Annotated in this window: 30 protein-coding genes and 1 pseudogene; 19 read left to right on the forward strand and 12 right to left on the reverse strand. The window is 64.7% G+C overall.

Features of this window, described 5'->3' with window-relative positions:
* Positions 1-75: 75 nt before the first annotated feature.
* Positions 76-2,262 carry an LPS-assembly protein LptD gene (locus HKL97_RS06050; RefSeq protein WP_291423457.1) on the forward strand — a complete coding sequence of 729 codons (2,187 nt, stop codon included), beginning with the start codon at positions 76-78 and terminating at the stop codon, positions 2,260-2,262.
* A complete protein-coding gene (locus HKL97_RS06055) occupies positions 2,259-3,533 on the forward strand; it encodes a peptidylprolyl isomerase (RefSeq protein ID WP_291423459.1) in 1,275 nt (424 codons plus the stop codon). Before HKL97_RS06050 ends, HKL97_RS06055 begins: the two co-directional genes overlap by 4 nt.
* A gap of 78 nt (positions 3,534-3,611) precedes the next feature.
* Here the strand turns inward: HKL97_RS06055 and HKL97_RS06060 are convergent, their stop codons facing one another.
* The 4 genes from HKL97_RS06060 to HKL97_RS06075 form a co-directional block, all read right to left on the reverse strand.
* Entirely contained in the window at positions 3,612-5,099 is a 1,488-nt protein-coding gene (locus HKL97_RS06060; RefSeq protein ID WP_291423461.1) for an FAD-dependent monooxygenase, read from the reverse strand.
* 176 nt (positions 5,100-5,275) lie between these two features.
* Complete coding sequence (locus tag HKL97_RS06065; RefSeq protein ID WP_291423463.1) at positions 5,276-7,441, reverse strand: RNA degradosome polyphosphate kinase; 2,166 nt, start codon at positions 7,439-7,441, stop codon at positions 5,276-5,278.
* 70 nt (positions 7,442-7,511) lie between these two features.
* Entirely contained in the window at positions 7,512-8,168 is a 657-nt protein-coding gene (locus tag HKL97_RS06070) for an HdaA/DnaA family protein (protein WP_291423465.1), read from the reverse strand.
* Complete coding sequence (locus tag HKL97_RS06075; RefSeq protein WP_291423467.1) at positions 8,165-9,271, reverse strand: AI-2E family transporter; 1,107 nt, start codon at positions 9,269-9,271, stop codon at positions 8,165-8,167. Before HKL97_RS06075 ends, HKL97_RS06070 begins: the two co-directional genes overlap by 4 nt.
* Before the next feature lie 112 nt (positions 9,272-9,383).
* Here HKL97_RS06075 and purM point away from each other — a divergent pair, with 112 nt between their 5' ends.
* The 4 genes and pseudogenes from purM to HKL97_RS06095 form a co-directional block, all read left to right on the forward strand.
* On the forward strand, positions 9,384-10,415 hold the full coding sequence (gene purM, locus HKL97_RS06080) for a phosphoribosylformylglycinamidine cyclo-ligase (RefSeq protein ID WP_291423469.1): 1,032 nt from the start codon (positions 9,384-9,386) through the stop codon (positions 10,413-10,415).
* A complete protein-coding gene (purN, locus tag HKL97_RS06085) occupies positions 10,408-11,007 on the forward strand; it encodes a phosphoribosylglycinamide formyltransferase (protein ID WP_291423471.1) in 600 nt (199 codons plus the stop codon). The genes purM and purN overlap by 8 nt, the downstream gene beginning before the upstream one ends.
* Before the next feature lie 59 nt (positions 11,008-11,066).
* Positions 11,067-11,228 (forward strand): hypothetical protein, encoded by a 162-nt coding sequence (locus tag HKL97_RS06090; protein WP_291423472.1) that lies wholly within the window; start codon positions 11,067-11,069, stop codon positions 11,226-11,228.
* Between the two features lie 208 nt (positions 11,229-11,436).
* A pseudogene (locus HKL97_RS06095) lies at positions 11,437-11,609 on the forward strand (ISAzo13 family transposase); the annotation flags it as partial.
* Positions 11,610-11,718: 109 nt separating this feature from the next.
* Here HKL97_RS06095 and HKL97_RS06100 read toward each other — a convergent pair.
* The 6 genes from HKL97_RS06100 to HKL97_RS06125 form a co-directional block, all read right to left on the reverse strand.
* Positions 11,719-12,033, reverse strand: a complete 315-nt coding sequence (locus HKL97_RS06100; protein ID WP_291423474.1) for an IS630 transposase-related protein — start codon at positions 12,031-12,033, stop codon at positions 11,719-11,721.
* Between the two features lie 190 nt (positions 12,034-12,223).
* Positions 12,224-12,763 (reverse strand): hypothetical protein, encoded by a 540-nt coding sequence (locus HKL97_RS06105; protein ID WP_291423476.1) that lies wholly within the window; start codon positions 12,761-12,763, stop codon positions 12,224-12,226.
* Between the two features lie 3 nt (positions 12,764-12,766).
* The gene (locus HKL97_RS06110; protein WP_291423477.1) at positions 12,767-13,168 is read right to left on the reverse strand and encodes a DUF2177 family protein; all 402 of its coding nucleotides are present in this window, start codon (positions 13,166-13,168) and stop codon (positions 12,767-12,769) included.
* Positions 13,165-14,376, reverse strand: coding sequence for a cyclopropane-fatty-acyl-phospholipid synthase family protein (locus tag HKL97_RS06115; RefSeq protein WP_291423478.1), 1,212 nt, complete (start codon positions 14,374-14,376; stop codon positions 13,165-13,167). The genes HKL97_RS06110 and HKL97_RS06115 overlap by 4 nt, the downstream gene beginning before the upstream one ends.
* Positions 14,373-15,149 (reverse strand): DUF1365 domain-containing protein, encoded by a 777-nt coding sequence (locus HKL97_RS06120; protein WP_291423479.1) that lies wholly within the window; start codon positions 15,147-15,149, stop codon positions 14,373-14,375. Before HKL97_RS06120 ends, HKL97_RS06115 begins: the two co-directional genes overlap by 4 nt.
* Positions 15,146-16,456: an NAD(P)/FAD-dependent oxidoreductase gene (locus HKL97_RS06125; protein ID WP_291423480.1), complete on the reverse strand. Its 1,311-nt coding sequence runs from the start codon at positions 16,454-16,456 to the stop codon at positions 15,146-15,148. Before HKL97_RS06125 ends, HKL97_RS06120 begins: the two co-directional genes overlap by 4 nt.
* A 149-nt stretch (positions 16,457-16,605) precedes the next feature.
* Here HKL97_RS06125 and HKL97_RS06130 point away from each other — a divergent pair, with 149 nt between their 5' ends.
* From HKL97_RS06130 to HKL97_RS06175, 10 genes are all read left to right on the forward strand, one after another.
* The gene (locus tag HKL97_RS06130) at positions 16,606-17,211 is read left to right on the forward strand and encodes a sigma-70 family RNA polymerase sigma factor (protein ID WP_291423481.1); all 606 of its coding nucleotides are present in this window, start codon (positions 16,606-16,608) and stop codon (positions 17,209-17,211) included.
* Entirely contained in the window at positions 17,208-17,861 is a 654-nt protein-coding gene (locus HKL97_RS06135; RefSeq protein ID WP_291423482.1) for a ChrR family anti-sigma-E factor, read from the forward strand. Before HKL97_RS06130 ends, HKL97_RS06135 begins: the two co-directional genes overlap by 4 nt.
* A 1-nt stretch (position 17,862) precedes the next feature.
* Positions 17,863-18,741 (forward strand): alpha/beta hydrolase, encoded by an 879-nt coding sequence (locus HKL97_RS06140; protein WP_291423483.1) that lies wholly within the window; start codon positions 17,863-17,865, stop codon positions 18,739-18,741.
* Positions 18,738-19,760: a cyclopropane-fatty-acyl-phospholipid synthase family protein gene (locus HKL97_RS06145; protein WP_291423484.1), complete on the forward strand. Its 1,023-nt coding sequence runs from the start codon at positions 18,738-18,740 to the stop codon at positions 19,758-19,760. The genes HKL97_RS06140 and HKL97_RS06145 overlap by 4 nt, the downstream gene beginning before the upstream one ends.
* On the forward strand, positions 19,751-20,539 hold the full coding sequence (locus HKL97_RS06150) for a DUF1295 domain-containing protein (protein WP_291423485.1): 789 nt from the start codon (positions 19,751-19,753) through the stop codon (positions 20,537-20,539). Before HKL97_RS06145 ends, HKL97_RS06150 begins: the two co-directional genes overlap by 10 nt.
* Positions 20,540-20,683: 144 nt before the next feature.
* The gene (locus HKL97_RS06155) at positions 20,684-21,238 is read left to right on the forward strand and encodes a NifU family protein (RefSeq protein WP_291423486.1); all 555 of its coding nucleotides are present in this window, start codon (positions 20,684-20,686) and stop codon (positions 21,236-21,238) included.
* 15 nt (positions 21,239-21,253) lie between these two features.
* Positions 21,254-21,841: a malonic semialdehyde reductase gene (locus tag HKL97_RS06160; protein ID WP_291423487.1), complete on the forward strand. Its 588-nt coding sequence runs from the start codon at positions 21,254-21,256 to the stop codon at positions 21,839-21,841.
* Between the two features lie 2 nt (positions 21,842-21,843).
* A complete protein-coding gene (gene tsaB / locus HKL97_RS06165) occupies positions 21,844-22,479 on the forward strand; it encodes a tRNA (adenosine(37)-N6)-threonylcarbamoyltransferase complex dimerization subunit type 1 TsaB (protein WP_291423489.1) in 636 nt (211 codons plus the stop codon).
* 2 nt (positions 22,480-22,481) lie between these two features.
* Positions 22,482-22,904: a GNAT family N-acetyltransferase gene (locus HKL97_RS06170; RefSeq protein WP_291423491.1), complete on the forward strand. Its 423-nt coding sequence runs from the start codon at positions 22,482-22,484 to the stop codon at positions 22,902-22,904.
* A gap of 149 nt (positions 22,905-23,053) precedes the next feature.
* Positions 23,054-23,542, forward strand: a complete 489-nt coding sequence (locus HKL97_RS06175) for a DUF2147 domain-containing protein (protein WP_291423493.1) — start codon at positions 23,054-23,056, stop codon at positions 23,540-23,542.
* 41 nt (positions 23,543-23,583) lie between these two features.
* Here the strand turns inward: HKL97_RS06175 and HKL97_RS06180 are convergent, their stop codons facing one another.
* Positions 23,584-24,375: a thiazole synthase gene (locus HKL97_RS06180; RefSeq protein ID WP_363238468.1), complete on the reverse strand. Its 792-nt coding sequence runs from the start codon at positions 24,373-24,375 to the stop codon at positions 23,584-23,586.
* Positions 24,376-24,597, reverse strand: a complete 222-nt coding sequence (gene thiS, locus HKL97_RS13655; protein ID WP_363238470.1) for a sulfur carrier protein ThiS — start codon at positions 24,595-24,597, stop codon at positions 24,376-24,378.
* Positions 24,598-24,688: 91 nt separating this feature from the next.
* Here thiS and aroQ point away from each other — a divergent pair, with 91 nt between their 5' ends.
* The 3 genes from aroQ to HKL97_RS06195 all read left to right on the forward strand — a co-directional run.
* Positions 24,689-25,138, forward strand: coding sequence for a type II 3-dehydroquinate dehydratase (gene aroQ / locus HKL97_RS06185; RefSeq protein WP_291423495.1), 450 nt, complete (start codon positions 24,689-24,691; stop codon positions 25,136-25,138).
* Positions 25,135-25,602 carry an acetyl-CoA carboxylase biotin carboxyl carrier protein gene (accB, locus tag HKL97_RS06190; RefSeq protein ID WP_291423497.1) on the forward strand — a complete coding sequence of 156 codons (468 nt, stop codon included), beginning with the start codon at positions 25,135-25,137 and terminating at the stop codon, positions 25,600-25,602. The genes aroQ and accB overlap by 4 nt, the downstream gene beginning before the upstream one ends.
* 12 nt (positions 25,603-25,614) lie before the next feature.
* The coding region (locus HKL97_RS06195) for a biotin carboxylase N-terminal domain-containing protein (RefSeq protein WP_291423499.1) at positions 25,615-26,417 on the forward strand (803 nt) is incomplete at its 3' end.

The following is a 26,417-nucleotide window of genomic DNA, read 5'->3' on the forward strand; positions in this document are numbered from 1 at the left end:
GCCGCGTGGGCGCCCGCGGTGGCGGGATTATTTTTGGCGCTTGCGTTGTTGCTGCATCTGGAAGATGGCTGAGGCATGAAACGATCCGGCCTGCTTCTCACTCTTATCGCCAGCACCTGCCTTGCCGGGCAGGCCCGCGCGCAACAAGTGGCGCCGCCCAGCGCGCCGGTAAGCTTTACGGCGGACAGTATCTCCTATGACAAGACCGGGAATATTGTCACGGCCTCGGGCCATGTGCGCGCGGTGCAGAACGGGCAGACGCTGCGTGCCGACAAGGTGGTGCTGGACCGCAATACGGATGTGGTGACGGCAAGCGGGCATGTGAGCCTTACCCAGCCATCCGGCGATACCGTGTTTGCCAGGCGCGCGGTGCTGAGCAAGGGGATGAAGGACGCTGTGATGCGCGGGGTGGCGGCGCGGCTGGCTGATAACGGCCGGATGATCGCCAATGGCGCGCGGCGCTACGGCGGCAAGGTCGATGAGATGGTGAAGGTGGTGTATTCCGCCTGCGACCTGTGCAAGACCGACCCCAGCGCGCCGCCGATCTGGCAGATCCGCGCGAAGAGCGCGACCCGCGATTTGCAGCATAAAATGATAGAGTATCGCGGCGCGGAGATGGAGTTCTACGGGGTTCCGGTGCTGTATGTGCCGTATTTCACGCAGCCGGACCCCTCGGTGAAGCGCCAGAGCGGTTTTTTGATGCCTGGATTCGGCGTGACCTCGAAACTCGGGTTTTTCTTTACGACGCCTTATTATTATGTGATCGACAAGGAGTCGGACCTGACGCTGACGCCGATTTTCGCGGTGAAGGAAGGGCCGGCGCTGAAGGCTGGGTATCGCCGGGACTTTAATGACGGGGAATTGAACGTCAATGTTTCCGGCGGGCAGGTGAGCGGGAAGCTTGGCGATGCCGTATTCGCCAACGGAACGTTCGATTTGAACCAGGACTGGCGCGCGGGGTTCAACTATAACCGGGCCTCCAATCCGGCGTATCTCAACGACTTCAACGTGCTGCCCAATGCCTCGTTCCTGAGCAGCAATGTGTTCCTGGAGGGGTTCTCGCCGGGGGCTTATGCCAGGCTGGACATGCAGAGCTTCCAGGGGCTGGTGGCCAGCGTAAACCAGAGCGAGCTGCCGATTGTCAGCCCGTATGGGCAGTATGATTTCATCTCCGGCCAGGATGCGCTGGGCGGGCAGTTCAGCCTGCATGCGGATATGTTCAACGTGCTGCGCAAGCTGGGCACCAACAGCCAGCGCGTGGCGGCGGTGCCGGGGTATTCCGTGCCGTTCATGCTGCCTTATGGCGTGCTGGGCACGGCCAGGGTGGAGCTGGTGGCGGCCAGCTACATGGCAACCCGCTTGTATGAGCAGCCGAACTATTCACCGCTGAGTACCGCCAGCACAGCGCGCGCGCAGCCTTATGGCGCGGTGTATCTGCATTGGCCGCTGATCCGCCAGGCAGGCGCGCTGGGCAGCCAGATCATCGAGCCGGAGGTGCAGCTCGTCGCCTCGCCGAACATCGGGATTTCGCAGAATATACGCATTCCCAATGAGGACAGCCTGGATTTGGAGTATTCGGACGCCAATCTGTTCAGCCTTAACCGCTATCCGGGGATCGACCGTCTGGAGGGCGGCTCGCGGGTGGATTACGCGCTGCATGCGGCTTGGTATCTGCCTGGCGGGGCGATGCTGGACGGGCTGATCGGGCAGTCTTACCGGGTGCATAAGGATAACAACTACCTGCCGGGTTCGGGGCTGACCGGTAATGTCTCCGATATCGTCGGCCATGTGATTATCGCGCCGGTGCCGCATTTTAACGTTACCTACCGCACGCGGCTGAGCCACCGGGACCTGGGCGCGCGGATGATCGACACCACGGCCAACTACACCTCGCATGTGTTCACGGCCTCGGCGGGATATTTATACACCAATACCGATCCTTATGTGCTCTACGACAGCGCCAGCATCGTCTCGCCTACGCTGGCGCCGCCGGCGGCGTATTTCACGCCGCGGCATGAGGTGACGGCGAATTTCACGGCTAATATCGGCCCGTGGTCGCTGGGGGCTGGAAGCGAGCGGAACCTGCAGACCGGCAAGTTTGACGCGGCCAATTTCAGCGCCGGCTGGCAAAATGATTGCTTCGGCGTCAACCTCGTGTACTACCAGCGGTTTACGTCATTCAACCTGGATAAAGGCAATACCACCGTGTTGCTCCAGTTCACTTTTAAAACTCTCGGTAATGTTGGATTCAGCGCCCTATGAAGCATCTTCTCCGTGCCGCCGCTCTTGTTGCCGTGCTCATCGCGGCGCCCGCCCTGGCGCAAACCGCCGGCGGCTATAACGCCAGTATCGCCGCCGTGGTGAACGGGCAGGTGATCACCAACCAGGATGTGGCTGCGCGGGCCCGGCTGCTGGCGCTCTCCACCGGGATGCAGCCGACGCCCGATGTGCTGGCCAGGCTTGAGCCGCAGGTGACGTCGCTGCTGATCGATGAGACGCTGAAGCAGCAGGAGATTAACAAGCTGGGGGTGAGCGTGCCGCTCAGCGATGTTACCGGCGCGATCAGCCGGATTGAACAGGGCAATGGCTTGCCGCCGGGCGGGCTGCGGATGAAGCTGGAAGCGGCGGGCGTGCCGTTTGATACGCTGGTGGCGCAGATCCGCACCGAACTGGGCTGGCAGACGGTGCTGCACCAGGTGCTTGGGCCAGGGCTGCAGCCGACGCCGGGCGACCTGAACGCGCAGAAAACCGCGCTGAAGGCGGAGATCGGCAGCACGCAATATCATATCGCGGAAATTTTCGTGCCTGTGTCCGGTCCGGAGGATGATGCCGCAGCGCGGAATTTCGCCAGTTCGGTGATTGCCCGGCTGCGCACCGGCGCGCCGTTTCCGGTGATCGCGGCGCAGTTCAGCCAGGCGCAGACCGCGTTGCAGGGTGGGGATATGGGCTTTGTCAACCTGGGCGAGTTGGACCCGGCGGTGGCGCAGGTTGTATCCACCATGCCGGTGGGGGCGATCAGCAATCCGGTTCGGGTGCCGGGGGGCTACGATATCGTGCAATTGCTGGCGACCCATAACGTGGGCACAGAGAAGCAGACGATCCTCTCCATCCGCCAGGCTTTCGCGCAGTATCCGCAGCCGATCACCAATGGGCAGGTTGGTCCGGTGCAGGCAGCGGTGATCAACAAGCTGTTGCAGGCGGCTCATGCCGCGCATTCCTGCCCGGATATGGAGGCGGTGAACGCGGCGTTTGGCAATGTGCGCCCGTCCAATCCCGGCCCGGTTAACCTTGCCACGGTGACGCCGCCGGCGTTCCAGACATTGCTGGGCAATCTGGCCGTTGGGCAGGTGAGCCAGCCGCTGGTGGCCGCTGATGGCGTATCGGTGGTGATGATTTGCAGCCGGCAGAGCCAGGCCGCCACCCTGCCTTCGGATGATGCGATTGCGCAGATGATCGTGGAGCACCGGGTGGAGCTGGAATCCCAGCAGCTGCTTGATGTGCTGCACCATCGCGCGGTGATTATCCGGCAGTAGGCGGGCAGATTTACGGGCGGAAAAAAGGGCTGGGACCGTGCGGTTCCAGCCCTTTTTATACGCGCAGGCTCGTGGGGGTTAGAGCGCGCTTTGGGTCAGGCTGTTCAGGTAGGAGGCGATGACCCTGACATCGGGATCGAGCGCGACGACGGCGACGTAGCCGTCGGGCCGGACCAGCCAGATGCAGCGGCGGCTGACCGGCAGGCGTACGGCGGGTTCCAGAAGGTCCGGGTAGGTTTCCAGCAGTTCGTTGACCTCGACGCTGAGGTCGGCGCAGAGGGCGAAGCGCGGGGTGCTGCCGGCACCGAAGGGAGGTTCGCCTTCGCGGGGCGGCATGCGCTCGCCAGGGCCGGGGCCGGGGAAGGAGCGGTCGTCCGAGCCGTTGAGGGGGCTGTGCTCATAGCCCATGGAGACTTCAGAGAGGGTGTCGGCGATGGCGCGCCGCGCGGGGGCCAGGCCGAAGAGGATGCTGCCGAAGGCGTTGCGGGTGATTTGCGCCACCGGGTTCTTTAACACGGAGATGGCGGTGAGGCGGCCGACGTTGACGAAAACCTGGTCGGTCGCGGCGTGGCGTTCGGCGTTGTAGCTCTCCAGCAGGCGCTGCGGGCCGCAGGTGCCGCGGGTGACTAGGGCGAGCTTCCAGGCCAGGTTGACGGCATCGTGGATGCCCATGTTCATGCCCTGGCCGCCGGCCGGGTTGTGCAGATGGGCGGCGTCTCCGGCCAGGAAGATGCGGCCCTGGCGGTATTCGCGGACGTTGCGCTCGTTGATGTGGAACGCCGAAAGAGCGGTGGGGGCCGAGAGCGTGATGTTGCCGGGGCCGCGTTGGTCGACGATGCGCTGAATATCCTCCAGCGAGGCGGCGGCGGGGGCGTGGCCGCCGTTTGCCGGAAGGTCGGCGATGACGCGGTACAGCCCATCGGCGCGGGGGAAGAAGCCGAGGTAGCCATCCTCATGCCAGAAGGAGACCAGCTCCGTTGCGGGAAAATTCAGGCCGGAGAGGCGGACATCCGCCAGCAGCCAGCCGCTTTTTTGTTCATGGCCGGTGAAGGGCACGCCCAGCGCCTCACGGACTTTGCTGTTGGCGCCGTCGCAGCCGATGAGCCATTGGCTTGTGACGATTTCCTCGGCGCCGCCGCTATGGCGCAACAGGGAGCTGACATTGGTGGCGGTTTCGGTGAAGGAAAGCAGTTCGCTCCCGCGCTCGACCTTGACGCCGAAGCTGGCCAGATGGGCTTCCAGCAGGCGTTCGGTTTCCGCCTGCGGCTGGGCCAGCGCATAGGGGTGCGGGCTGTTCACCTGCGAGAAATCAACACGGCCCAGGGGTTTGTTGCCGGCGATGATGCTGCCGGCGGTCACCTTATGGCCGGCGGCGGCGAGCGTGGCGCCGCAACCGGAACGATCGAGGAGTTCCAGCGTGCGGCTCCACAAAAACAGGGCTTTTGGATCGTCCGCGCCGTGGGTGGTTTTTTCCACGATCCGGACCTTGATACCGTAACGGGCGAGTTCGGCGGCCGCGACGAGGCCGGCGGGGCCGGCACCTACGATGAGGATATCTGTGTTCATGAGAGCTCCCTGACCGCTGGCGCGATCGTGTTGTTTATTTTGGTGCCGTTTGGGCGCGTTGAGGATGTTCCAGAACAATGCGGGCGCGTGCACTAAAATTTCCGGGGCTATTTGTGGCGTGCGGCGGCGGGTTCGTCGTTGACTTGGATCAAGAAAACCGCCGTTCCGCCCTCAAACTAATCAACCCGGCGCTTGTATTTCGCTTTCGGGCGGTCCGCGTGCAGCCCGCCGTGCAAGGCGGAGCCGCGGCCGGAGAGGGAGGGGTTGGTCATGAAGTATTCATGTGCCGAGGCGGGCGGGTCGCCGGGGGTGACGCGGTGCCAGGTGCCGTCAGCCGCCAGCTCGGAGCTTTGCGCGTCGTCACGCAGGTTGACCACCATGATCTGGTCAAGCGCCTGGGCGTGGACGGTGGGGTTGTGGATGGGCACGAAGGTTTCGACCCGGCCTTCCATGTTGCGGGCCATCCAGTCAGCGCTGGACATGAACACTTTTGCCGCGCGCGAGGGCAGCGGGTGGCCGTTGGCGAAGGCGCAGATGCGGGCGTGCTCCAGGAAGCGGCCGACGATGGACTTGACCTTGATGTTCTCCGACAAGCCGGGAACGCCGGGACGCAGGCAGCAGATGCCGCGCACGACGATCTGGATCGGCACGCCCGCGCGCGAGGCTTCATAGAGAAGGTCGATCAGCCGGTCATCGACCAGGGAGTTCATCTTCAGCCAGATGCCCGAGGGTTTGCCCGCCTTGGCGTTGGCGATCTCGGTATCGATGAGGGTGACGATGGTTTTGCGCGTGGTGAGCGGCGAGAAGGCGAGCTGCTCCATGGTTTCGGGGCGGGCGTAGCCGGTCATGTAATTGAACAGCCGGGCGGCATCGCGCGTTAGCGCCGGGTCGCAGGTGAAGAAGGAGAGGTCGGTATAGATGCGCGCGGTGATGGGGTGGTAGTTGCCGGTGCCGAAATGCGCGTAGGCGCGCAGGGAGCCGCCCTCGCGCCGGACCACATAGGACATTTTGGCGTGGGTTTTGAGGCCGACGAAGCCGAACACGACCTGCACGCCGGCGGCTTCCAGCGCGCGCGAGAGGCGGATGTTGGCTTCTTCGTCGAAACGGGCGCGCAGCTCCACCATGGCGGTGACGGATTTGCCCGCTTCGGCGGCCTCGATGAGGGCTTTGACGATGGGGGAGTTGCGGCTGGTGCGGTAGAGGGTTTGTTTGATGGCGACGACGGCGGGGTCCAGCGCGGCCTGGCGGAGGAACTGCACCACGACGTCGAAGCTTTCGAAGGGGTGATGCACCAGGATGTCCTTCGCGCGGATGGCGGCGAAGCAATCGCCGCCGAAATCGCGGATGCGCTCGGGGAAGCGGGCGGTGTAGGGGGGGAAGAGCAGGTCGGGGCGGTCATCGACGATGAGTTGTTTGACATCGACCAGGCCGATAATGCCGGTTTCCATGTAGACCTCCTCGGCGGGGGCCTCGATGGCGTCGATCACCAGTTCGCGCAGGCCGGCTGGCATGTCCGCCTGGATGGTGAGCTGGATGGCGACGCCGCGGCGCCGGCGCTTTAGCGCGGTTTCGTAGGATTGCACGAGGTCTTCGGCTTCTTCCTCGAATTCCACGTCAGTGTCGCGGATCAGGCGGAAGAGGCCGGAGCCTTGGAGCTGGAAGCCGGGGAACAGGCGCGAGAGGAACATGCCGACCAGCTCTTCGAGCATGACGAAGCGCAGCGGTCCGCCGGGCGGGCTGGGCAGGCGGACGAAACGGTCAATCTGGCTGGGCAGGGGAATGAGGGCGGACATGTGGCCGTGATCGTCGTTACGGGCCAGGGTGAGGGCCATGACGAGGCCCATGTTGGGGATGAAGGGGAAGGGGTGCGCGGGGTCTACCGCCAGCGGGGTGAGTACGGGGAAGACGCGCTCCATGAAGTAGCCGTCGAGGAAGTGGGCATCGTCCGAGGTTAGCTGCACGGCGGTGCAGATGACCATGCCGGCAGGGCCGAGCAGGGCGCGCACATGTGTGAAGGCGGCCTGCTGGGCTGCGATGAGGTCGCGCGCGCGGGTGTTGATCTGGTGCAGCTGCTGGGCGGGGGTGGAGCCGTCAGCGGAGCGTTCCAGCACGCCGGCGCGGGCCTGGCCGATGAGGCCCGCGACTCGCACGGAGTAGAATTCATCAAGGTTGGAGGCGCTGATGGAGACGAAGCGCAGCCGCTCAAGCAGGGGGTGGCGGGGGTTTTCGGCCTCGGAGACCACGCGGAAGTTGAAATCCAGCCAGGAAAGCTCGCGGTTGATGAAGCGGGTGGGGTCGTTCAGGCTGAGTTCCGGCGCTGGTGGCGTGGTGATCTGGTTCATATCCTCTCCTATACCAAACCATTCTGCCTGGGGATGATGAGTTTGTAACGAGTTTTCTGGCGGGGCCGGATCAGGCCATTTCGAAGAGCGGGGCGAGGATTTCGGCGGCGAGCTGGCGGGTGATTTTTTTGCCTTCGCCCAGGGTGGCGCGGTCCAGCCGGGCGACGGCCTCACGCAAGGCGGCGGCGGTGCGCGGAAGGTGCAGGAGCAGGAAGTTGCGCACGGGGAAGCTTAAGGAGAGTTGACGGTCAGCCGAGAGGCGGGTGAGCAGGCGCTCCAGCAGCTCATCCTCCGGGGCGCGGATTTCTACCGCCTCGGCGGCGCGCAGGCGGCTGGTGAGGTCCGCCAGGCGGTAGGACTGGCGCAAGGGGGGCAGGCGAGCGGCCATGAGTGCCGGGAAATGCGCTTCGGCGGCGGCGTTGAGCAGGTGCAGCAGCGCCTGGGGTTCGAGCACGATATCGGCGTCGTCCACCGCGATGGGGCCGGTGGGACGGACCAGACCGTGTAGCGTGGCGCCGTTGATGACGGTGGCGCCATGGGCGGCCGCCCAGATGTGCAGCAGGTGGGATTTGCCGCAGCCGGGTTCGCCCCAGAGAACGAGCCGGCCGTTGCTCCAGCTGTCTGGGCGGGCCAGCCAGTCCCGCGCCGGGGCGTTGGAGGGGGCGGCGCAGAAATCCTCGGCGGAGAAATTTTCTGTTTCCGCGAAGGGCAGGGTGAGCTGCTTCATGGAGGGGGGGGGGAGTCTAGGTACAGCGGGCTTTGCAGGTAGCGGCGCAGCCAGAAGCGGGCGAGCACGCCCAGCGTGGCGGTGACCGGCACGGCCAGCATGATGCCGAGAAACCCAAAGGCGGCGCCCCCGGCGAACAGTGAGAAGATGACCCAGACCGCGGGCAGGCCCACGCGGTCTCCCAGGAAGCGGGGCTGGATGACGTAGTCGTTAAGCGCTTGGCCGAAGCCGAACACCAGGGCCACCAGCACGACGCCGTGCCAGCCGGGGTTTTGGGTGAGTGAGAGTAGAAGTGCCGTGACGCCGCCGACGATGGTGCCGACATAGGGGATGAACGAGAGGATGCCCGCCGCCAGCCCGACGATGAGCCCGAGGTCCAGCCCGATGACGGTGAGCCCCACCGCATAGACCAGGGCGAGCAGGAGGCAGCAGATGGCTTGGCCGCGTATCCAGGCGGCGAGGATGCGGTTGACCTCGAGCGCCTGGGCGCGGATCACCGCCTCGTAGGGGCGGGGGAGCCAGGTGTCGGCATGGCGGATGATCGATGGCCAGTCCCGCAGGAAGTAGAAGGTGACGATGGGGGTGATGATGAGCAAGGTGAGGATGTTCACCACGGCGAAGCCGCTGCCGATGATGTTGCGCGCGGCGGTGCCGGCGAAGGAGACGACGGTGCCGGCCTGGTTGGCGGCGATGTCGCGCAGCTTTTGGCTCATGGCGCCGGGGCCGAGGCGGCGTTGCAGTTCAAGGATGAGGTAGCCGAAGTCTTTCTGGGCCGTTTGGATATAGCCGGGCAGGTTGGTGGCGAAGGCGCTGGCCTGGACGGTGATGACCGGATAGAGCAGCAAAATGAACAAAACCACGAAAATGCCGGCCGCGGAGAGGATGAGCAGGGTGCCCACCGAGCGGCGCACGCCGAGTCTGGCGAGGCGGCTTACCGCGGGGTCCAGAAAATAAGCCAAGCCGGCCGCCACCACGAAGGGGGTGAGAATGGCCGAGAAGAGGCGGAGAAACTCCCATGAAACCAACAGGATCGCGATGCCGAGGGCCAAGCGCTGCCAGCGCAGCTTGTTGCCGGGGGAAGAATCGTAGAGGGGATTGCTCATTGCCGCCCCGCCAGCGATTGCGCGCGGCAAAAGCCTGTGTTGAAACGCGGCAGAAATTTATCGGCGTGGACTCGCAAACCCATGCCGCAGGCTTAGCGCATTGGAGGCTGACATGACCAGCGTAACGTACCGGGATGCCGGTGTGGATATCGAGGCCGGCGACGCGCTGGTTGAGGCGATTAAACCATTGGCCAAGGCGACCTCGCGTGCCGGGGTGCTGGGGGGGTTGGGCGGCTTCGGCGCGCTGTTCGACTTGAAGGCGGCGGGGTTTGTGGACCCGATTTTGGTTTCGACCACCGATGGTGTGGGGACCAAGCTGAAGATCGCCATCGAGACGGGGATTCATGACCATGTCGGCATCGACCTGGTGGCGATGTGTGTGAATGATCTGATCGTGCAGGGAGCGGCGCCGCTGTTCTTCCTGGATTATTTCGCGACCGGGGCGTTGGATGTGGACGCGGCCAAGCGGGTGATCGCGGGGATTGCGCAGGGGTGCACGCTGGCCGGTTGCGCGTTGGTGGGCGGCGAGACGGCGGAAATGCCCGGGATGTACGCGGCGGGGGATTATGACCTCGCGGGGTTCTCGGTGGGGGCGGCCGAGCGTGGTGCGCTGCTGCCGGCGGGCGTTGCGGCGGGCGATGCGATTCTGGCGTTGCCGTCATCGGGCGTGCATTCCAACGGGTTCTCGCTGGTGCGGCGGATTATCGCCGATGCGGGGCTGAATTGGGGTTCGGCGTTTGGCGATGGGCGCAGCCTGGCTGAGGTGCTGATGCAGCCGACGCGGATTTATGTGAAGCCGGTGCTGGCGCTGCATAAGGCCGGATTGCTGAAGGGGGCGGCACATATTACCGGCGGCGGGCTGCCGGGCAATTTGCCGCGCGCGCTGCCCGAGGGCTGTGGCGCGGCGCTGAACGGGCCGTGGGAGATGCCGGCGGTGTTCCCCTGGCTGGCCGGGGCGGGGAATGTGGCGGCGGAGGAGATGCTGCGGGTGTTCAACTGCGGGGTTGGGATGACGTTGATCGTGAGCGATGCCGGTGCGGCGATGACGCTGTTGCGTGAGGCTGGGGAGGCGCCGTTTCTGCTGGGGCATGTGACGGACCGGCCGGGTGTCGTGATCGCGGGGCAGGAGAGCCTGTTTGCCTAAACCGCGCGTTGCGATTCTGATTTCCGGGCGCGGCTCCAATATGGAGGCGCTGATCAGGGCGGCGCGGGAGGCGGACTATCCGGCCGAGGTTGCGCTTGTGATCTCCAACAAGGAGGATGCGGCGGGGCTGGAGATTGCGCGCGGGCTGGGTGTGGAGGCGCTGGCGGTTCCGGCCAGGCCGTTCGGCCGGGACCGCGAGGCGCATGAACGGGCGATTGACGCGGCGCTGGTGGAACGCAATATCGCGATTGTGTGCCTGGCCGGATACATGCGGCTGCTGACACCTTATCTGGTGAAGCGCTGGGCCGGGCGGATGCTGAATATCCACCCGAGTTTGCTGCCGGCTTACCCGGGGGTGGATACCCATGCGCGGGTGCTGGCGGCGGGTGAGGCGGCGCATGGCTGCACGGTGCATCTGGTGACAGAGGAGATGGATGCCGGGCCGGTGCTGGCGCAGGCGCGGGTGGCGGTTCTGCCCGGCGATAGCGAGCAGGTGCTGGCGGCGCGGGTGCTGGTGCAGGAACACAGGCTTTATCCGGAGGCGCTGGCGGCGCTGGCACGCAAAATCCGCTTGCCAGAGGCTGGGGCATAACCGTAAAGCTCGGCCAGAGATTTGGTTTCTTGAAATTGCTCCGGGAAGGTAGACGAGATATGGCATCCAACACAACTCACCAGCACGATGCGCCGGCCGAACAGGAGTTTGACGCGGCTTCCAAAAAGGGGTGGGAACATTTTACCAAATTCCTCACCTTCAACACGATCGCCGTGGCGGTGGTGCTGCTGCTCATTGGCGCGATGACGGTCTGGCGTTAGAGCGCCAATAGTTCAGGCCCGCTCTTCTTGAGCGGCTTGAACCATTGCCGCACGCTTAGGACCTGATGCAAGATAACCGAATCAAGGATTTTCGTGTCATGATGGGGCGGAGTTGTTTGGTCGTCGGTTATCGTGGCTGCTGACACAAAGGGCTGGACAGGTTAGCCATGATCTGATTCGGTGGCCCGATGACTTTGGGCTAATCTGGATGATCGACACGGATGCGATCAAGGCGCGCTTTGAGAGGCTGGCGCCCTATTTTGATGAGCGGGCACGGCGGCTGTTTGCAGCGAATGAAGCGTTAACGGCAGGCTGGGGCGGTGTTACGGCTTGTCGCAAGCGACGGGGGTCGCGCGCTTGCTGAGCGCGGCTTCACCGCCAGCCAAAAATTAGCCGGCCGGTTGCTACGACGGCTTGATCTTTCCAGCCGTGTTCGGCAACCCAGGCACGCAATGGGCGCAGAAACGTTATTCGTTCCTCGAAACGACTTTCACAATACCGGGTCGTTTTTTTTAGTGATGGCCAATTTATTCAGTGCAACCCAGATCGCGTTGATCGTCACGCCAAAATGCGCCGCTCGCTCTCGCAACAACGCCTCCGGAAAGTCCCGCACATGTGCAGCAAGGGCCGCCTTATCCAACTTACGCCGGCGCTCTTTGGCAGGTTTCGGCCGCAAATCCGGCGCACCAAGCCAGCGATAAAGGGTCGTCCGGCTGATCTGGAACAATCGCGCCGCTTCCGCCGGCCCGCCCCCGCCACGCACATAACCAACAACACGCTCACGTAAATCAACGCTGTAGCTCATTATTCGCCCCCACAAGGGGGCAAATATTAGCACGTAATATTGTTATTGTGAATTACTATATTTCATCCCTGCGGCAATGATCCGGGGATTGTGAGCGGCCCCAGGATTTCACGTTAAACCCTCCGAAACGGTTACATAATGCAAGGACCAGTTTGTGGCGGCGGGAGAGAGACGCGCGGGGGATGGATTTTCAGCGGCGGGGAAGGCCCTCGCCCCTTGCGGCGCCCAGCAGATAGGGCAGAATCACGCTCAACAGCGCCACGGAAAAGGCATTGAGCCTGAACAGGCTGGCATAGGCGGCGGGGGTGATGGCGGCCGGGGAATGCGGCAGCCAAGGCAGGATAAGATACAGCACGAACGGTAGTGCGGTGAGCGGCGCGCGGGCGGCAAATTCGCGGGCGCGCAAGACCAGAACCGCCAGCACCAGGCAAGGCAGGAAGAACAGCGCCACGCCGGCGGGCGGCCCCAGCAGCCATGCCACCCACGCCGTGTTGAGGCTTGCGCAGGCGCACAGCCAGGCCCGCGCGCCCAGGCCGTGGCGGCGTGCCAGCCAGATGGTGGCCGCGAAGAACGGCGTGGAGAGTGCCGTGAGCAGCAGCCACGGCCAGCCGGCGCGGCCCAGGATGAACCAGAGATATAGCGGGTAGAACGGCGTGTTGCCGGCCAGCAGCAGCGCCACTTTGTTGGCTGCTTCGTTCAGCGGGTCTTCGTGGCGTGTGAGCGCGCGCACCGCTTAGCGCAGGGCCAGGGCCACGGCGCAGCCGATGGCGGCCGCCCAGGCGCTGGCCAGCATCCCCCAGCTGAGATCCGCCGCGGTGACGCTGAACGGCCAGGCCCGCAGGGTGGCCTGGTTGGTCAGGTCGTAGGTCATGTAAGTGAACAGGCCGAACAGCGCGCCGCGCCAGAGCGCCGCGCTCCAGCGGCCCGCCGCCAGCCCCGGCGCCACGGCGAAGATGACCAGCCCCAGGATATACAGCGCATAGAAGGCGATGGCGGGCGCCACCTGCACGCGCTCAGCCAGAATGCCCTGGAGTGCCGGCCGGTACAGGCGGGCGCTCATCACGCTCAGCCATACCGCATCAACGGCTATGAAGCTGAGCCCCGCGGCGATGTAGGCGGTGAGGTAACTCTTCATGGGGCATGTTCCAGTACATAAAGGCCGACATCGGTCATCCCGGTTGAGAAACCGGCGATGCAGTAGGCGAGATAATAATCCCACAGCCGCCGGAACGAGGGTGTGAAGCGCTCCTCGCCTTGCGTCTCGGTCCAGGATTGCAGGAAGCGGCGCCGCCATTCGATCAGGGTCAGCTCATAGCTTTTTCCGAAAAATGCAGTGCCTGTGAGCGTGAGCCCGGCGGCATTGGCCTGAGCCGCGATGGCGGTTTTGGTGGGCAGCATCCCGCCGGGAAAAATATGGGACTGGATGAAATCAGGGTTGCGCTGGTAGGAGTCAAAACGGTCCTCCGCGATGGTGATGACCTGCAGCACAACCCGCCCGCCTGGTTTGAGGCGTGTGCGCAGCGCCGCGAAATAGGCCGGCCAATAAGCAACCCCCACGGCTTCGAGCATTTCGATGGAGACGATGTAATCGTAAAGGCCGGTTTCGTCGCGGTAGTCGCGCAGGGCGATGTGGGTGCGCTCCGCCAGCCCGGCCGCGGCCAGGCGCTCGCGCGCGTATCCGGCCTGGGCGGGCGAGAGGGTGAGGCCGGTGACATGCGCGCCCGCGCCAGCCAGATGCTCGGCCAAGCCGCCCCAGCCGCAGCCGATTTCCAGCACGTTCGCACCCGGCGCGGCCCGCAGCAAAGCGGAGATCCGCTCCAGCTTGCGCGTCTGCGCGGTTGCGAGGTCCTCATCGGGCGTGGCGTAGATGCCGGAGGAATAGGCCATGCCCGCATCCAACCAGCGGGCGTAGAAGCTGTTGCCCAGATCATAATGGGCCATGATGTTGCGCCGGCTGCCCTGGCGTGAGTTCCGGTTGTTCCAGTGGCGCAACCGGGCGGCCAGGCGGGTTGCCCATGTGCCGGGGGTGACTTCGCCCAGGTTTTCAGCGCCGAAGCGCAGGAAGGCGGGAAGGTCCGGGCTGGACCAGTCACCGGCGATGTAGCTATCGGCCAGGCCCGTGTCGCCGCGCAGCAGCAGGGCGCGCAGCGGGCGCCAGTTGTGCAGCTCCAGCCGTGCGTCCGTGCCCGGCCGCGCGCCGCGATGGGCGATCATGCCGCCGCCGGGGAGGGTGATGGCGAGGCGCCCATGCTCAAGGCGCCGCAGCAGGCGCTCCAGCAGCGCGGCCCCCAGCCGGGGCCATTTAAGTGCCGGTTTCGCCGTTGTGGCACGGACCTCGCTCATAGTGTTTTCTCCGCATCTTGCGTAAAACTGACAGGCGCCGCCGGTGGCGCGGGGCGCGCGCGCAGGCGCATCCCCTTGCACCAGAGCCGCAGGGCTTCCCAATGGATGCCCGCCACGACTTTAAGAGTCAGCAGCGGATAGGCGAAGGCGGCGTGCAGCAAGGCCTTGCTGGTGAGGGGTTTGCGCCGCGCGCTGAAGGAGGCGGTTAGCACCACGCCTTGCGAGTCACGCGCGGCAATGCGCAGCCGCAATGTTCCGGCGGGGGGCTGGAGGGTGAAGTCGTAGTGCATATCCATATCCATGAAGGGCGAGACGTAGAATTTTTTCGCGCAGCTCTGCCGCACGAGACCGCCGGAATTGTTGGTTACCGGAATGAAGTAGCTGTGGCGCTGGCCAAAGGTGTTGTTCACCTCATAGAGAATCGCGATGAGCGGGCCGGAGGCGGCGTAACAGAAATACACGGCGATGGGGTTGAACGCATAACCGAGCAGCCGCGGCATGGTGAGCAGGGTGATGCGGGTGCCTTCGGCGTTTAGCCCGCCTGCGCGCATTTGCGCGCGCGCCCAGGCCAGCGGATCGCCCTGGCCATCGCCGTAGTCACGATCATGAAAGGAGAACAGGTTGAAGCGGTTGCGTGAGAACAGGCGCAGGTGCGCGGCCTCGTCATCCAGGGTTGCGAGATCCAGCAGGAGGGAGAACACGCGGTATTTCAGCTGGTGCGGTTTGGGGCTGAAACGCCGGTGGGTGACGATGCCTTCATAGAGCGCGCTCATGCCGCGGCTTCCAGCGGGCGTTCCGGCAGGCTGATGCGCGCCGATTCAGCCGCGACCCGCCAGGGCCGGCGGACACCGCCCAGCGCTTCGGCCACGGCCAGACCTGCTTGCAGGCCATCCTCATGAAACCCCGCCCCGAAATAAGCGCCGCAGAACCAGCGGCGTTTGACCCCCTGCAGCTTCCAAAGCTGTTTCTGGGCCCGCAGGGCTGGGACATCGAAAACGGGGTGATCATAGCTCTGGCGGTGCAAGAGCCGCGCGGGCTCTGGTTCGGCCAGAGGGTTGAGCGTGACGAAGTAATCAGTGTTTCCCTGGAGGTTTTGCAGCGGGTTCATCCAGTAGGTGACCGCGGCCGGATCATCTGGCGTGCGTTTGGCGGCGTAGTTCCAGGCGGCCCAGGCGGCGCGGCGGCGTGGCATCAACCGTGCGTCGGTGTGCAGCAGGGCTTCGTTTTTGGTGTAGCGGAAGGCGCCGAGCAGTGCCTGTTCATCAGGTGTTGCGTCCTCCAGCAGGCGCAGGGCATCGCCGGCGTGCATGGCCAGCACCACCTCGTCGAACCGCTCGGTTGTGCCTGTGGCATCGCGCAGCTCGACGCCGCCGGGGATTGCGCGCACGGCCGCCAAGGGGCGGCCGGTGGCCACCCGGCCGCTGAAATCAGCCCGCAGCCTGGCCACATATTCGCGCGAGCCGCCGGTGACCGTGCGCCACAGGGGGCGGCCGTTTATTTGCAGCAACCCGTGATTTTCGCAGAAGCGGATGAAGGAGGCCGCGGGCAGTGCGCCCGCCTGGCCCGCGGGCGCTGACCAGATGGCCGCGATCATCGGGTAGAGGTGATCCTCATAGAATGCCGCGCTGAAGCCGGCCGTGCGCAGGTAATCATCCAGCCGCGCCTCGCCGAGCCGGTGCAAGGCTTGCGGCGCCTCGCGGTAGAAGCGGGCGATGCCGCGCAGCATGGACCAGAAGCGCGGGCGGAAGAGATTGCCCGGTTGCGCGAACAGCCCGGCGAGATTACTCCCGGAGTATTCCAGCCGTCCGGAATCCAGCGAGACGGAGAACGACATGTCTGACGGTTGCGTCGCCACCCCCAAATGCCTGAACAGAGCCGTGAGGTTTGGGTATGCTGGTTCGTTGTATACGATGAAGCCGGTATCGATGGGCACCCCGCCTGCGAGGACGGTGTTGCTGTGCCCGCCGAGCCGGTTTTCGGCCTCGAACAAGGTTACATCGTGGCGGCGCGCCAGCAGCCAAGCGGCCCCAAGGCCGGAAATTCCGGCCCCGGCCACGGCGATCTTTTTCCTCTCGGACATATGTGCTCCTTGCTGGCTACACAGCTTATACGCCGGGGGGCGCGGGCTGGATCACCGCTGGAAAGTGGACTCTCTTGCGGGGCGGCGTGATCCAAACCGCCGGGGCGCGCGTACAAGCCGGTGTGAGCAAGCATGAAGCAAAATTCAGTATGGGACTTCGGGGGCAAACCCTGCGCCGGGGGGCGCTGTTGACCCCGGTGGACGCGCCGGCCCCGCTGGATGCGGCGGCGCAGGTCCGGCTGCTTGGCCTCGTCGCAAGCGCGCGGGACCGCCAGGCCTTCGCCATGCTGTTCAAACATTTCGCGCCGCGGCTCAAGGCGTTCCACATGCGCGCCGGTCTGGCGGAGACGGCGGCTGAGGAGCTGGCGCAGGAGACGATGCTGCTGCTTTGGCGCAAGGCCGGGAGTTTTGATCCCGCCCGCGCCGGAGCGGCGACCTGGGTGTTCGCCATCACGCGAAATTTGCGCGTTGATCTGGCGCGCCGGCATCGCGGCGGCCTGCCGGAGCCGCTGCCGGAGGAGGATCTCTCGCCCTCGGCCGAGACGTTGAGACTGGAAGCCGAGCGTGCGGAACGGATGCGCGGGGCTCTGGCGACCCTGAGCGAGGCGCATCGCCGCGTGATCGAGCTTTCTTTCTTTTCCGAGGCGCCGCACGCCAGCATCGCCACGGCGTTGAACCTGCCGCTTGGCACCGTTAAATCCCGCATTCGCCTGGCCCTCTCGCGCCTGCGCGATGCGCTGGGGACTGAACCATGAGCATCCAACACCACCTTAGCGATGATACGTTGCTCCGCCATGCCGCGGGGCGGCTCAATGCCGGGCTGGCGCTCGTCACCGCCGCGCATTTGCACGGCTGCGCGCATTGCCGTGGCCGGTTGGCGGCGTTCGAGGCCGTGGGCGGCGCCTTGCTGGAGATGGAGGCGCCTGCCGCCATGGCGCCTTCGGCCTTCAGCAATGTGCTGGCACGGCTGGAGGAGCGGCCCGCGCCGGCACCCATTTTGCGCGCCCCGCGCCGGGCGGCGCTCAATTTGCCGCCGGAGATGACCTTGCCGCCGGTGCTGGCGGGTTGTGACATCGGCCGTTGGCTATGGCTTGGCAGGGGCGTGCGCTACAGCCGGGTGCGCCTGCCCTGGGCGCCGGATGCCAATGTGATGCTGCTGCGCGTGGCCGCTTCTCGCGCGGTTGTCAGCCATGCCCATGCGGCGCAGGAGCTGACCCAGATTTTGCATGGCGGCTACAGCGACAGCACCGGCCAGTATGGCCCCGGTGACATCGCCGAGCATGACGAGACGGTGCTGCACCAGCCGCGTGCCGACGAAGAGGGGTGCATCTGCCTTGCGGCGCTGGAAGGCGGGTTGCGCCTGGATGGATGGATGGGGCGGGTGCAGCGCCGCCTTGGCCTGTAGGATGAAGCTGGCGTTTGCACCTTTACTGCTGCTTGGCCTTGCCACCTATGCCTGGATCGCGCCGGTGAGTGTCCTCAACGCCGCTGCTTGGGGCGGGGATTGGCGTGTCACGCACGATATCAGCTACATGCCGGGGGCGCGCGGCCGGCTGGATGTTTATGCGCCCAGCGGCGTGAAAGACGCGCCGGTGGTGGTGTTTTTTTACGGTGGCAGCTGGCAGGACGGCGACAAGGCGATGTACCGCTTTGTTGGCGCGGCGCTGGCCGCGCGGGGGATTGTCGCCGTTATCCCTGATTATCGCGTCTACCCCGAGGTGCGCTTCCCGGTCTTTCTGCAGGATGCCGCGCGCGCCGTGGCCTGGAGCCGCGGCAACGCGGGCAGGTTCGGCGGCGATCCGGACCGGCTGGTGCTGATGGGCCATTCCGCGGGTGCCTATATCGCGGCGATGCTGGCGCTCAACCCGGCGTATCTCGGCGCTGAGGGGCTTGACCCGCACCGTGACATTTCCGGTTTTATCGGCCTGGCCGGGCCGTATGATTTTCTGCCGCTGCGCGAGCGGGTGATCAAGGTGATTTTTGGTCCGCCGGACGAACTGGCCAGAACCCAGCCGATTAATTTCGTCACCCCCGGCGCGCCGCCTGCGTTTCTGGCCGCCGGGCTGCGCGATACAACCGTGGAGCCGCAAAACACCATGCGGCTTGCCGCCCGGCTGCGCGCGGCGGGCGATGATGTGCGTGAGCGCTATTATCCCCGGCTCGACCACAGGCTGATCATCGGCGCCATCGCCCCGCCGCTCGGCTTTCTGGCGCCGGTGCTGCCCGATTGTCTTGCCTTCATCCACGCTGTGACCGCCGTGCAACCTTTCAGGAGTGCCGCATGAACCTAGCCGCCCAGATCTCGCGTGCCGCCGAGCGCGCGCCCTTGCCCGACACGCTGCTGCGCTATGGTATTTCCCGCATGGTCGGGCGCACGCAGGCGCTGCTGGCAAGCAGCCAGGCCCGCACCAGCCATTTTGCCTATGACATGGCGGCGCATCCCATCGCCGAGCATACGCAGGCCGCCAACCGCCAGCATTATGAGCTGCCGCCGGCGTTTTTTGCCCAATGCCTGGGGCCGCGCCGGAAATATTCCTGCGGCCTGTTCGAGGGAGGCGATACTTTGGCGCAGGCCGAGGAGCGCGCCTTGGAGCAGACCATCGCCCATGCCCAATTGCGCGATGGTCAGCGCATATTGGAGCTGGGGTGCGGCTGGGGGTCGCTGACACTCTTCATGGCGGAGCGCTTTCCCGCCGCCATGATCACGGCGGTTTCCAACTCCGCGCCGCAGCGCTTGTACATCGAGGCGCAGGCGCGCCGTCTGCGGTTGAACAATATACGGGTTATCACCGCGGATATGAACGATTTTGTCACCATGGAGACGTTTGACCGGATCGTGTCGGTGGAGATGTTTGAGCATATGGCCAACTGGCGCGGCCTGCTTACCCGGGTGCGCTGCTGGCTGGCGCCGGGCGCGAAATTATTCCTACATGTGTTCAGCCATGCGAGCCATCCCTACCGCTTCGCGCATGAGGACGAGGCGGATTGGATCGCGCAATATTTCTTCACGGGCGGGATCATGCCCAGCCATGATCTGATCCGGGAATTTGGCGATTTGTTCCGCGTGGAGCAAGGCTGGCGCTGGAACGGCGGGCATTACGAACAGACGGCGCTGGCCTGGCTTGCCAATTATGACGCTAACCAGGCGGCCATCCGCCCTATTTTGCGCGAGACCTATGGTGGCGAGGCAAAGCTCTGGCAGCGCCGCTGGCGGTTGTTTTTTCTGGCGACGGCCGGACTCTTCGGCCATGCAGGAGGGAAGGCGTGGGGGGTTAGCCATTACTTGCTGCAGCCATGCTCCTAGCCTGCGCGGCGGTTGGTGCGGGGGTTGCGCTGGTTATGCTGGCGGCCTGGGTGTTCCAGGCATATGCCCAAAACGCCGGTTGGGTGGATGTGTTCTGGAGTTTCGCCACCGGGGGGATCGCGGCGCTCACGGCGCTGATGGCGGGGCCGGTTGCTTGGCGGCGAATCATGGTTGCGGCTTTGCTGCTGCTGTGGGGGGTGCGGCTTGGCGCCCATATTGCCCGGCGCGTGGCCGGCGCGCCCGAGGATGCGCGCTATGCAAGGATGCGCGCGGCGCAGGGGGCGGGCTTCCAGCGCCACCTGCTGTTGTTTGTGCTCATCCAGGGGCCGTTCAGCGCCATGCTCGCCATCGCCGCGCTCTATGCGGCCCGCTTGCCTGACCCCGCATTCAGGCTCTGGGACGCGCTGGGCCTGGGGCTTGCGGTTCTGGCCGTGGCCGGGGAGACGCTGGCCGATGAGCAGATGCGCCGGTTTCGCGGCAATGGCGCGAACAAGGGCAAAATCTGCGATACCGGTTTGTGGGGAGTCTCGCGCCACCCCAATTATCTGTTTGAGTGCTTGTTCTGGTGCGCCTACCCGGCATTGGGGCTGACGGCACATAACCCCTGGAGCCTGCTGAGCCTGCTGGCACCGGTGCTGATGTACCTGACGCTGCGCTATGCTTCAGGCGTGCCGCCGCTGGAGGAAGCCATGCTGGCGAGCCGCGGGGATGCCTACCGGCGGTATCAGGCGCGCACGGGGGCCATTCTGCCGCGCCTTGGCCGCGCGGCAAGGGGCTGAAGCCCGGCATGAGTGCGGGCCGCATGACCAGTATGCCCGGTGAGGGGGGCTCATGGCCGTGGCGCCTCTTGTCAGGGCGGGCAAAACATCCGATTTAGGCTGCAACCGGACCTCACTGGTCCAGATTGGATCGAGAGCAAACACATGTTTATTGAGACCGAAAGCACGCCGAATCCCGCTACGCTGAAATTTCTCCCCGGCCAGGAGATTCTGGGCGATCTGACCGCTGATTTCGCCGATGCCGACGCGGCTCTACTCTCGCCGCTGGCCGATGCGCTGTTTGGCCTGCCGGGCGTGGCGCGCGTGTTTCTCGGCGGGGATTTTGTCACCGTCACCAAAACCGCGGAAGCCGATTGGGCCGGGCTGAAGCCGCAGGTGCTGGGGTTGCTGATGGAGCATCTGCTCGCCAACCGGCCGATCGTGAGCGAGCATGCGGCGTTGCTGGCCGAGGACGTTGATCCGGCGGATGCCGAGATTGTCGCGCAGATTAAGGAATTGCTTGACACCCGGGTGCGCCCCGCCGTGGCGGGCGATGGCGGGGATATCATATTCCGTGGTTTCCGCGATGGCGTTGTCAGCCTGAAGATGCAGGGGTCCTGCGCGGGGTGCCCGTCCTCCACCGCCACGCTCAAACATGGGATCGAGAACATGCTGAAGCACTACATCCCTGAGGTGTTGTCTGTTACACAGGCGGCCTGAAGAAAGGGAGTAGTTATGGCTTTGGACGATAATGTGCTCGATGTCCTCTTCCGCAGCGCCCGCACCAAGTGGGAGTTTACCGAAGAGCCGATTACCGACGATGAAATCAAAGCCATCTACGATCTGGTGAAATTGGGTCCGACTTCGGCCAATTGTTCGCCCGCGCGCTTTGTGTTCATCCGCACGCCCGAGGGCAAGGAGAAGCTGAAGCCCGCGCTGAGCGCCGGGAATTTGGACAAGACCATGGCGGCGCCGGTGACCGTGATTGTGGCGCAGGACCCGGTGTTTTACATGAATTTGCCAAAGCTTTACCCGCCGGCGGATGCCAAGGGGTGGTTCTCGGGCAATCCGGATCTGGCGGAGGAGACGGCTTTTCGCAACTCCACCTTGCAAGGGGCGTATCTGATCATGGCGGCGCGGGCCTTGGGGATCGACTGCGGACCGATGTCGGGGTTCGACAAAACGGTCGTGAACCGGAATTTTTTCAGCCAGAGCGGTTGGAAGGCGAATTTTTTGATCAACCTCGGCCATGCCGTGCCGGGTGAACACCCGTTTCCGCGCCTGCCTAAACTCGATTTTGACGAGGCCGCGATTTTCGCTTGAGCATGCTGGCAATTGACGCATCGGGCACGCGGGCGGGGATTGCCGTGCTGGCGCAGGACGGCGCGGTGGCTGTTAAGCTTTTCGCGCCCGGCCGCCCTGGGCTGATAGAGGCGCTGCCGCCGCTGCTGCAACAGGCGGTGGCGGGGCGGCGGATTGCCCAGGTGGCCGTTACCATCGGCCCGGGCAGTTTCACCGGGCTGCGTACGGCAATTTCCCTGGCGCAAGGCTTTGCCGAGGCGGCCGGCGTGCCGTTGCTGGGCGTGACGGTGGCGGAGAGTTATGCGGCGGCGTTTCCGGCGCTTCACAGGCCGCTCTGGGTGGCGATAAGGGCGCGCAGGAACCGGATTTTCCTGATCCGTGACGGGGCCGCCGAGGCTTTCGCCGATGCGGACCTGCCGCGGACCCGGCAACCCGTGGCAGTGGCGGGGGATGCCGCCAATGAGGTGGCGGCGGTTCTGGCCGCGGCCGGAGGGGATGTGATGCTGACCAATGCCAGGCGGTTGGACCCTGTGTGGGTTGCGCACGCTGCCCTGGCGCGCCAAGCGGCAGGCTTGCCGGCCCATGCCGCCCAGCCTGTTTATGTTGATCCGCCGGAGGCGAAGCTACCCGCCGCGGGCTTGCGTCCACCGCCGGTTTAATCATGGATGTGATAGAAGCAGGACCCGCCTATGTGGCGGTTCTGGCACGGCTGCATGCGGCGGCGTTTCCGGATGATCCATGGGATGAGCGCAGCTTCGCGGCGCTGCTGGGCCAGCCCGGCGTGGTTTGTTTCGTCGATGAACGCGGCGGGTTCTTGCTGTTGCGGGTGGTGCTGGACGAGGCGGAGATTCTTAGCGTCGGCGTTACCGTGCCGCGGCAGGGCATTGGTGGAGCGCTGATGCGTCAGGCGATTCGCGCGGCGGGCTGGCGGGGCGTTAAGACGATTCATCTGGAGGTGGCGGCGGAAAACGCGGCGGCCCGGGCGTTGTATGCCGCGCTGGGGTTCACGCAGACGGGGTTGCGCAAGGCTTATTACCCTAACGGCGGCGATGCGCTGACGCTTTGCCTGGGGTTGGCAGATTGAACGGCTTCGATATGTGCTTTATTTGCAACAGATATGCGAAATATTCAATGCAGCATGGTTATTCACTGGTCCAGCGGGTTAAAATCTTGGTAGGTGGATTTTATCAGATCGTAAGAAAAAATTCGCTGATCTGTCTGGGAGACTTTGCTTTGCTTCGCTTTTTGCGCGGCTTTTGGCTGGCAGCCGCTTTGTTTTGCGGGGGCGGGACGGCGTTTGCCGCCAGCGCTCCCGTTGCCGCCCCTGCCGGCAATTGGTTAACGGCTGATCATTCCGCCGTGATTCAGGTGGCGCCGTGCGGCGGTGAGCTTTGCGGCCGGATCGTTGGTATTGCTCTGAAACACCCCGGCGACCCGATGCCGGTGGATTGGCGCGGCCAGCCGCAATGCGGCGAGGTGATTCTGCAAACGGCGCTGATGAGGAGCGATGGCGGCGCCGCCAAATGGGTGGGCACGGTGCTCGATCCGCGCAACGGTGATGTCTACCACGCCAGCATTGCGCTGGATGCGAACCATGATTTGCGGATGCGTGGGTATCTGGGGCTGCCGATCCTCGGCCAGACCCAGACATGGCAGCGCTATGATGGGCAGATACCCGTGGGCTGCAAGCTCGCGCGCGCGCCGTTAGTGCCCTACCGCTGAAGTTCGCTGCAGCTCGCAAACGTATATTGTTTTAAGATTTTTTAATGGATTAGCCCCGTCATCGGGCTGGAGGCGCTGGCGAAGCCCCGGCGCGGGATGCGCCCGGCGCGGAAGGCCAAGCGCCCGGCTTCCACCCCCGCTTTCATCGCGCGCGCCATCAGCACCGGGTCATCGGCCATGGCGATGGCTGAATTCACCAGCACGGCGGCGCAGCCGAGCTCCATGGCGAAAGTGGCGTCATACGCGGTGCCGACTCCGGCATCCACCAGCACGGGCACTTTCGCCTGCTCGATGATCATCTGGATCATCAGCGGGTTCTGCACGCCGAGTCCGGAGCCGATGGGCGCGCCGAGCGGCATGATGGCGACGCAGCCCATCTCCTCCAGCCGTTTCGCGGCGATCGGGTCGTCCGAGCAGTACACCATGACTTCAAAACCGTCCTTGATCAGGGCTTTGGCGGCTTCGAAGGTGGCGGGCATGTCCGGGTAGAGCGTCGGCGCCGGGCCGAGGACTTCCAGCTTCACCAGATTCCACCCGCCCGCCTCGCGCGCCAGGCGCAGGGTGCGCACGGCTTCATCGGCCGTGAAGCAGCCGGCGGTATTGGGTAAATAAGTGTATCGCTGCGGGCTTACATAATCCTGCAGCATCGGCGCGTTGCGGTCCGAGAGGTTCACGCGCCGCACCGCGACGGTCACCATCTCCGCGCCGGAAGCCTCGATGGCCGCCGCGGTGGTGGGCAGATCCTTGTATTTTCCGGTGCCGACCACCAGACGGGAGGCAAATTTGCGCCCCGCCACGGTCCATTCATCGCCCGTACCTACATAAGAATCCATTTAACCGCCACCAATAAAATGAACAATTTCAAGAGCATCGCCGGGGGTCAGGCGCACATCCGCATAGGTTGAGCGGGGCACGATCTCCAGATTGCGCTCCACGGCCATTTTGCGCGTATCCAGCCCCAGCTGCGCGATCAGCCCGGCGACGCTCATGCCCGGCGCTACCGCCAGGGGCTCGCCGTTTACCGTTATGCGGGTTGCTTCGCTCGTCACACTCATGCCCGCATTATCGGCTGAGCCGCCCCCCCTCGCAAGGCCGCCGCCACGCAAAATTTGGCGGCTACGATTTGGGTGTGCTAGCTGGGTTAAAATGACGACACCACTTATCTTCGTATTGAACGGCCCGAACCTTAATCTGCTGGGAACCCGCGAACCGGAAGTCTATGGCACCGGCACGCTGGATGACCTGGAAACCCTGTGCGCGGAAACGGCGGAGGGGCTCGGCATCGCCATTGATGTCAGGCAGAGCAACCTGGAGGGAGAGCTGATCTCCTGGGTGCATGAGGCGCGCGCGCGCGCGGCCGGGCTTATCATCAATCCGGCCGGGTATTCCCACACCTCGGTCGCGTTGATGGACGCCATTCTCGCGCTCGACATTCCGGTGATCGAGGTGCATCTCTCCAACATCCACAAGCGTGAGAGCTTCCGCCAGCACTCTTATGTGTCGCGCGCTGCCGACGGGGTCATTTGCGGCCTTGGGTTTGCAGGCTATAGGCTGGCACTCATCGCCCTCTCGGACATCCTGGAAGAAGATCAATGAGCCTTTCCTTCGATCCCAAAACCCTGCGCGACCTGGCGGAACTGTTGAGCGACACCGGCCTTTCGGAAATCGAGCTGGCGGAGGGCGACCGCAAGGTTCGCCTGGTGCGCACGCTGCCGCAGGTGCATGCTCAGGTGATGGCGCCGCCGGCCGTGGCCCATGCCCCGGTGCATGCCCCCGCGAATGTGCCGGAAGCCGCCGCCGAGCACAGGGCCGATCCGGCCAAGCACCCCGGCGTGGTGAAAAGCCCGATGGTGGGCGTTGCGTATCTCTCCGCCGAGCCCGGCGCCGCCCCTTATGTGAGCGTTGGCCAGACTGTCGAGGCGGGTGCGACGCTGCTGCTGATCGAGGCGATGAAGACTTTCAATCAGATCAAGGCGCCGCGTGCGGGCACCATCAAGCAGATTTTCGTGGCGCCTGGTGCGCCGGTCGAGTTCGACGAGCCCCTGCTGATCATTGAATGACCGGCGCATAGCATGTTCAAGAAAATCCTCATCGCCAATCGCGGCGAAATCGCGCTGCGGATACAGCGGGCCTGCCGGGAACTCGGCATCGCCACGGTGGCCGTGCATTCCACCGCCGATACCGACGCCATGCATGTCCGCCTCGCCGATGAGAGCGTGTGCATCGGCCCGCCGCTGGCGCGCGATTCCTATCTCAACATGCCGGCGATTATTTCCGCGGCGCTGATCACCGGCGCCGAGGCGATTCACCCCGGCTATGGGTTTCTCTCCGAGAACGCGGCCTTCGCCGAGATGGTGGAGGCGCACAACCTGGTGTTCATCGGCCCCACGGCGGCGCATATCCGCATGATGGGCGACAAGATTACCGCCAAGACCACCATGATGGAACTTGGCGTGCCGCTGGTCCCAGGCTCGCCCGGCGAGATCGCGACGCTTGAGGAAGCCCATGCGATTGCCGAGAAGATCAAATTCCCGGTGCTGATCAAGGCGGCTGCCGGTGGCGGCGGGCGCGGCATGAAGGTGGCCTACAGCGCCGATGAGCTGGCCGCGGCCTTCCATGAGGCGCGCGCCGAGGCGGGGGCGGCATTTGGCAACAATGCCGTTTATATGGAAAAATACCTCGACAAGCCGCGCCATATCGAGTTGCAGATTTTGGCCGATAACCACGGCGCCGTGGTGCATATCGGCGAGCGGGACTGCTCATTGCAGCGCCGCCACCAGAAGGTGCTGGAAGAGGCGGGCAGCCCGGCCATCACCACCGCGCAGCGCGACGAGCTAGGCGCCACGGTGACCAAGGCGCTGAAGAAAATCGGCTA

It is taken from the genome of Acidocella sp. (genome assembly GCF_013044125.1).
Classification (GTDB): domain Bacteria; phylum Pseudomonadota; class Alphaproteobacteria; order Acetobacterales; family Acetobacteraceae; genus Acidocella.

Coding starts and splice junctions, on each gene's coding strand:
- HKL97_RS06145 (WP_291423484.1), top strand. CDS start 18,738: ATGAACCTAGCCGCCCAGATCTCGCGTGCCGCCGAGCGCGCGCCCTTG.
- HKL97_RS06065 (WP_291423463.1), bottom strand. CDS start 7,441: ATGAACCAGATCACCACGCCACCAGCGCCGGAACTCAGCCTGAACGAC.
- HKL97_RS06060 (WP_291423461.1), bottom strand. CDS start 5,099: ATGAACACAGATATCCTCATCGTAGGTGCCGGCCCCGCCGGCCTCGTC.
- HKL97_RS06140 (WP_291423483.1), top strand. CDS start 17,863: ATGAAGCTGGCGTTTGCACCTTTACTGCTGCTTGGCCTTGCCACCTAT.
- HKL97_RS06070 (WP_291423465.1), bottom strand. CDS start 8,168: ATGAAGCAGCTCACCCTGCCCTTCGCGGAAACAGAAAATTTCTCCGCC.
- HKL97_RS06075 (WP_291423467.1), bottom strand. CDS start 9,271: ATGAGCAATCCCCTCTACGATTCTTCCCCCGGCAACAAGCTGCGCTGG.
- HKL97_RS06125 (WP_291423480.1), bottom strand. CDS start 16,456: ATGTCCGAGAGGAAAAAGATCGCCGTGGCCGGGGCCGGAATTTCCGGC.
- aroQ (WP_291423495.1), top strand. CDS start 24,689: ATGACGACACCACTTATCTTCGTATTGAACGGCCCGAACCTTAATCTG.
- HKL97_RS06100 (WP_291423474.1), bottom strand. CDS start 12,033: ATGAGCTACAGCGTTGATTTACGTGAGCGTGTTGTTGGTTATGTGCGT.
- HKL97_RS06055 (WP_291423459.1), top strand. CDS start 2,259: ATGAAGCATCTTCTCCGTGCCGCCGCTCTTGTTGCCGTGCTCATCGCG.
- HKL97_RS06050 (WP_291423457.1), top strand. CDS start 76: ATGAAACGATCCGGCCTGCTTCTCACTCTTATCGCCAGCACCTGCCTT.
- HKL97_RS06130 (WP_291423481.1), top strand. CDS start 16,606: ATGGGACTTCGGGGGCAAACCCTGCGCCGGGGGGCGCTGTTGACCCCG.
- HKL97_RS06150 (WP_291423485.1), top strand. CDS start 19,751: ATGCTCCTAGCCTGCGCGGCGGTTGGTGCGGGGGTTGCGCTGGTTATG.
- HKL97_RS06115 (WP_291423478.1), bottom strand. CDS start 14,376: ATGAGCGAGGTCCGTGCCACAACGGCGAAACCGGCACTTAAATGGCCC.
- HKL97_RS06120 (WP_291423479.1), bottom strand. CDS start 15,149: ATGAGCGCGCTCTATGAAGGCATCGTCACCCACCGGCGTTTCAGCCCC.
- tsaB (WP_291423489.1), top strand. CDS start 21,844: ATGCTGGCAATTGACGCATCGGGCACGCGGGCGGGGATTGCCGTGCTG.
- purM (WP_291423469.1), top strand. CDS start 9,384: ATGACCAGCGTAACGTACCGGGATGCCGGTGTGGATATCGAGGCCGGC.
- HKL97_RS06135 (WP_291423482.1), top strand. CDS start 17,208: ATGAGCATCCAACACCACCTTAGCGATGATACGTTGCTCCGCCATGCC.
- HKL97_RS06155 (WP_291423486.1), top strand. CDS start 20,684: ATGTTTATTGAGACCGAAAGCACGCCGAATCCCGCTACGCTGAAATTT.
- thiS (WP_363238470.1), bottom strand. CDS start 24,597: ATGAGTGTGACGAGCGAAGCAACCCGCATAACGGTAAACGGCGAGCCC.
- accB (WP_291423497.1), top strand. CDS start 25,135: ATGAGCCTTTCCTTCGATCCCAAAACCCTGCGCGACCTGGCGGAACTG.
- HKL97_RS06180 (WP_363238468.1), bottom strand. CDS start 24,375: ATGGATTCTTATGTAGGTACGGGCGATGAATGGACCGTGGCGGGGCGC.
- HKL97_RS06170 (WP_291423491.1), top strand. CDS start 22,482: ATGGATGTGATAGAAGCAGGACCCGCCTATGTGGCGGTTCTGGCACGG.
- HKL97_RS06110 (WP_291423477.1), bottom strand. CDS start 13,168: ATGAAGAGTTACCTCACCGCCTACATCGCCGCGGGGCTCAGCTTCATA.
- HKL97_RS06160 (WP_291423487.1), top strand. CDS start 21,254: ATGGCTTTGGACGATAATGTGCTCGATGTCCTCTTCCGCAGCGCCCGC.
- HKL97_RS06090 (WP_291423472.1), top strand. CDS start 11,067: ATGGCATCCAACACAACTCACCAGCACGATGCGCCGGCCGAACAGGAG.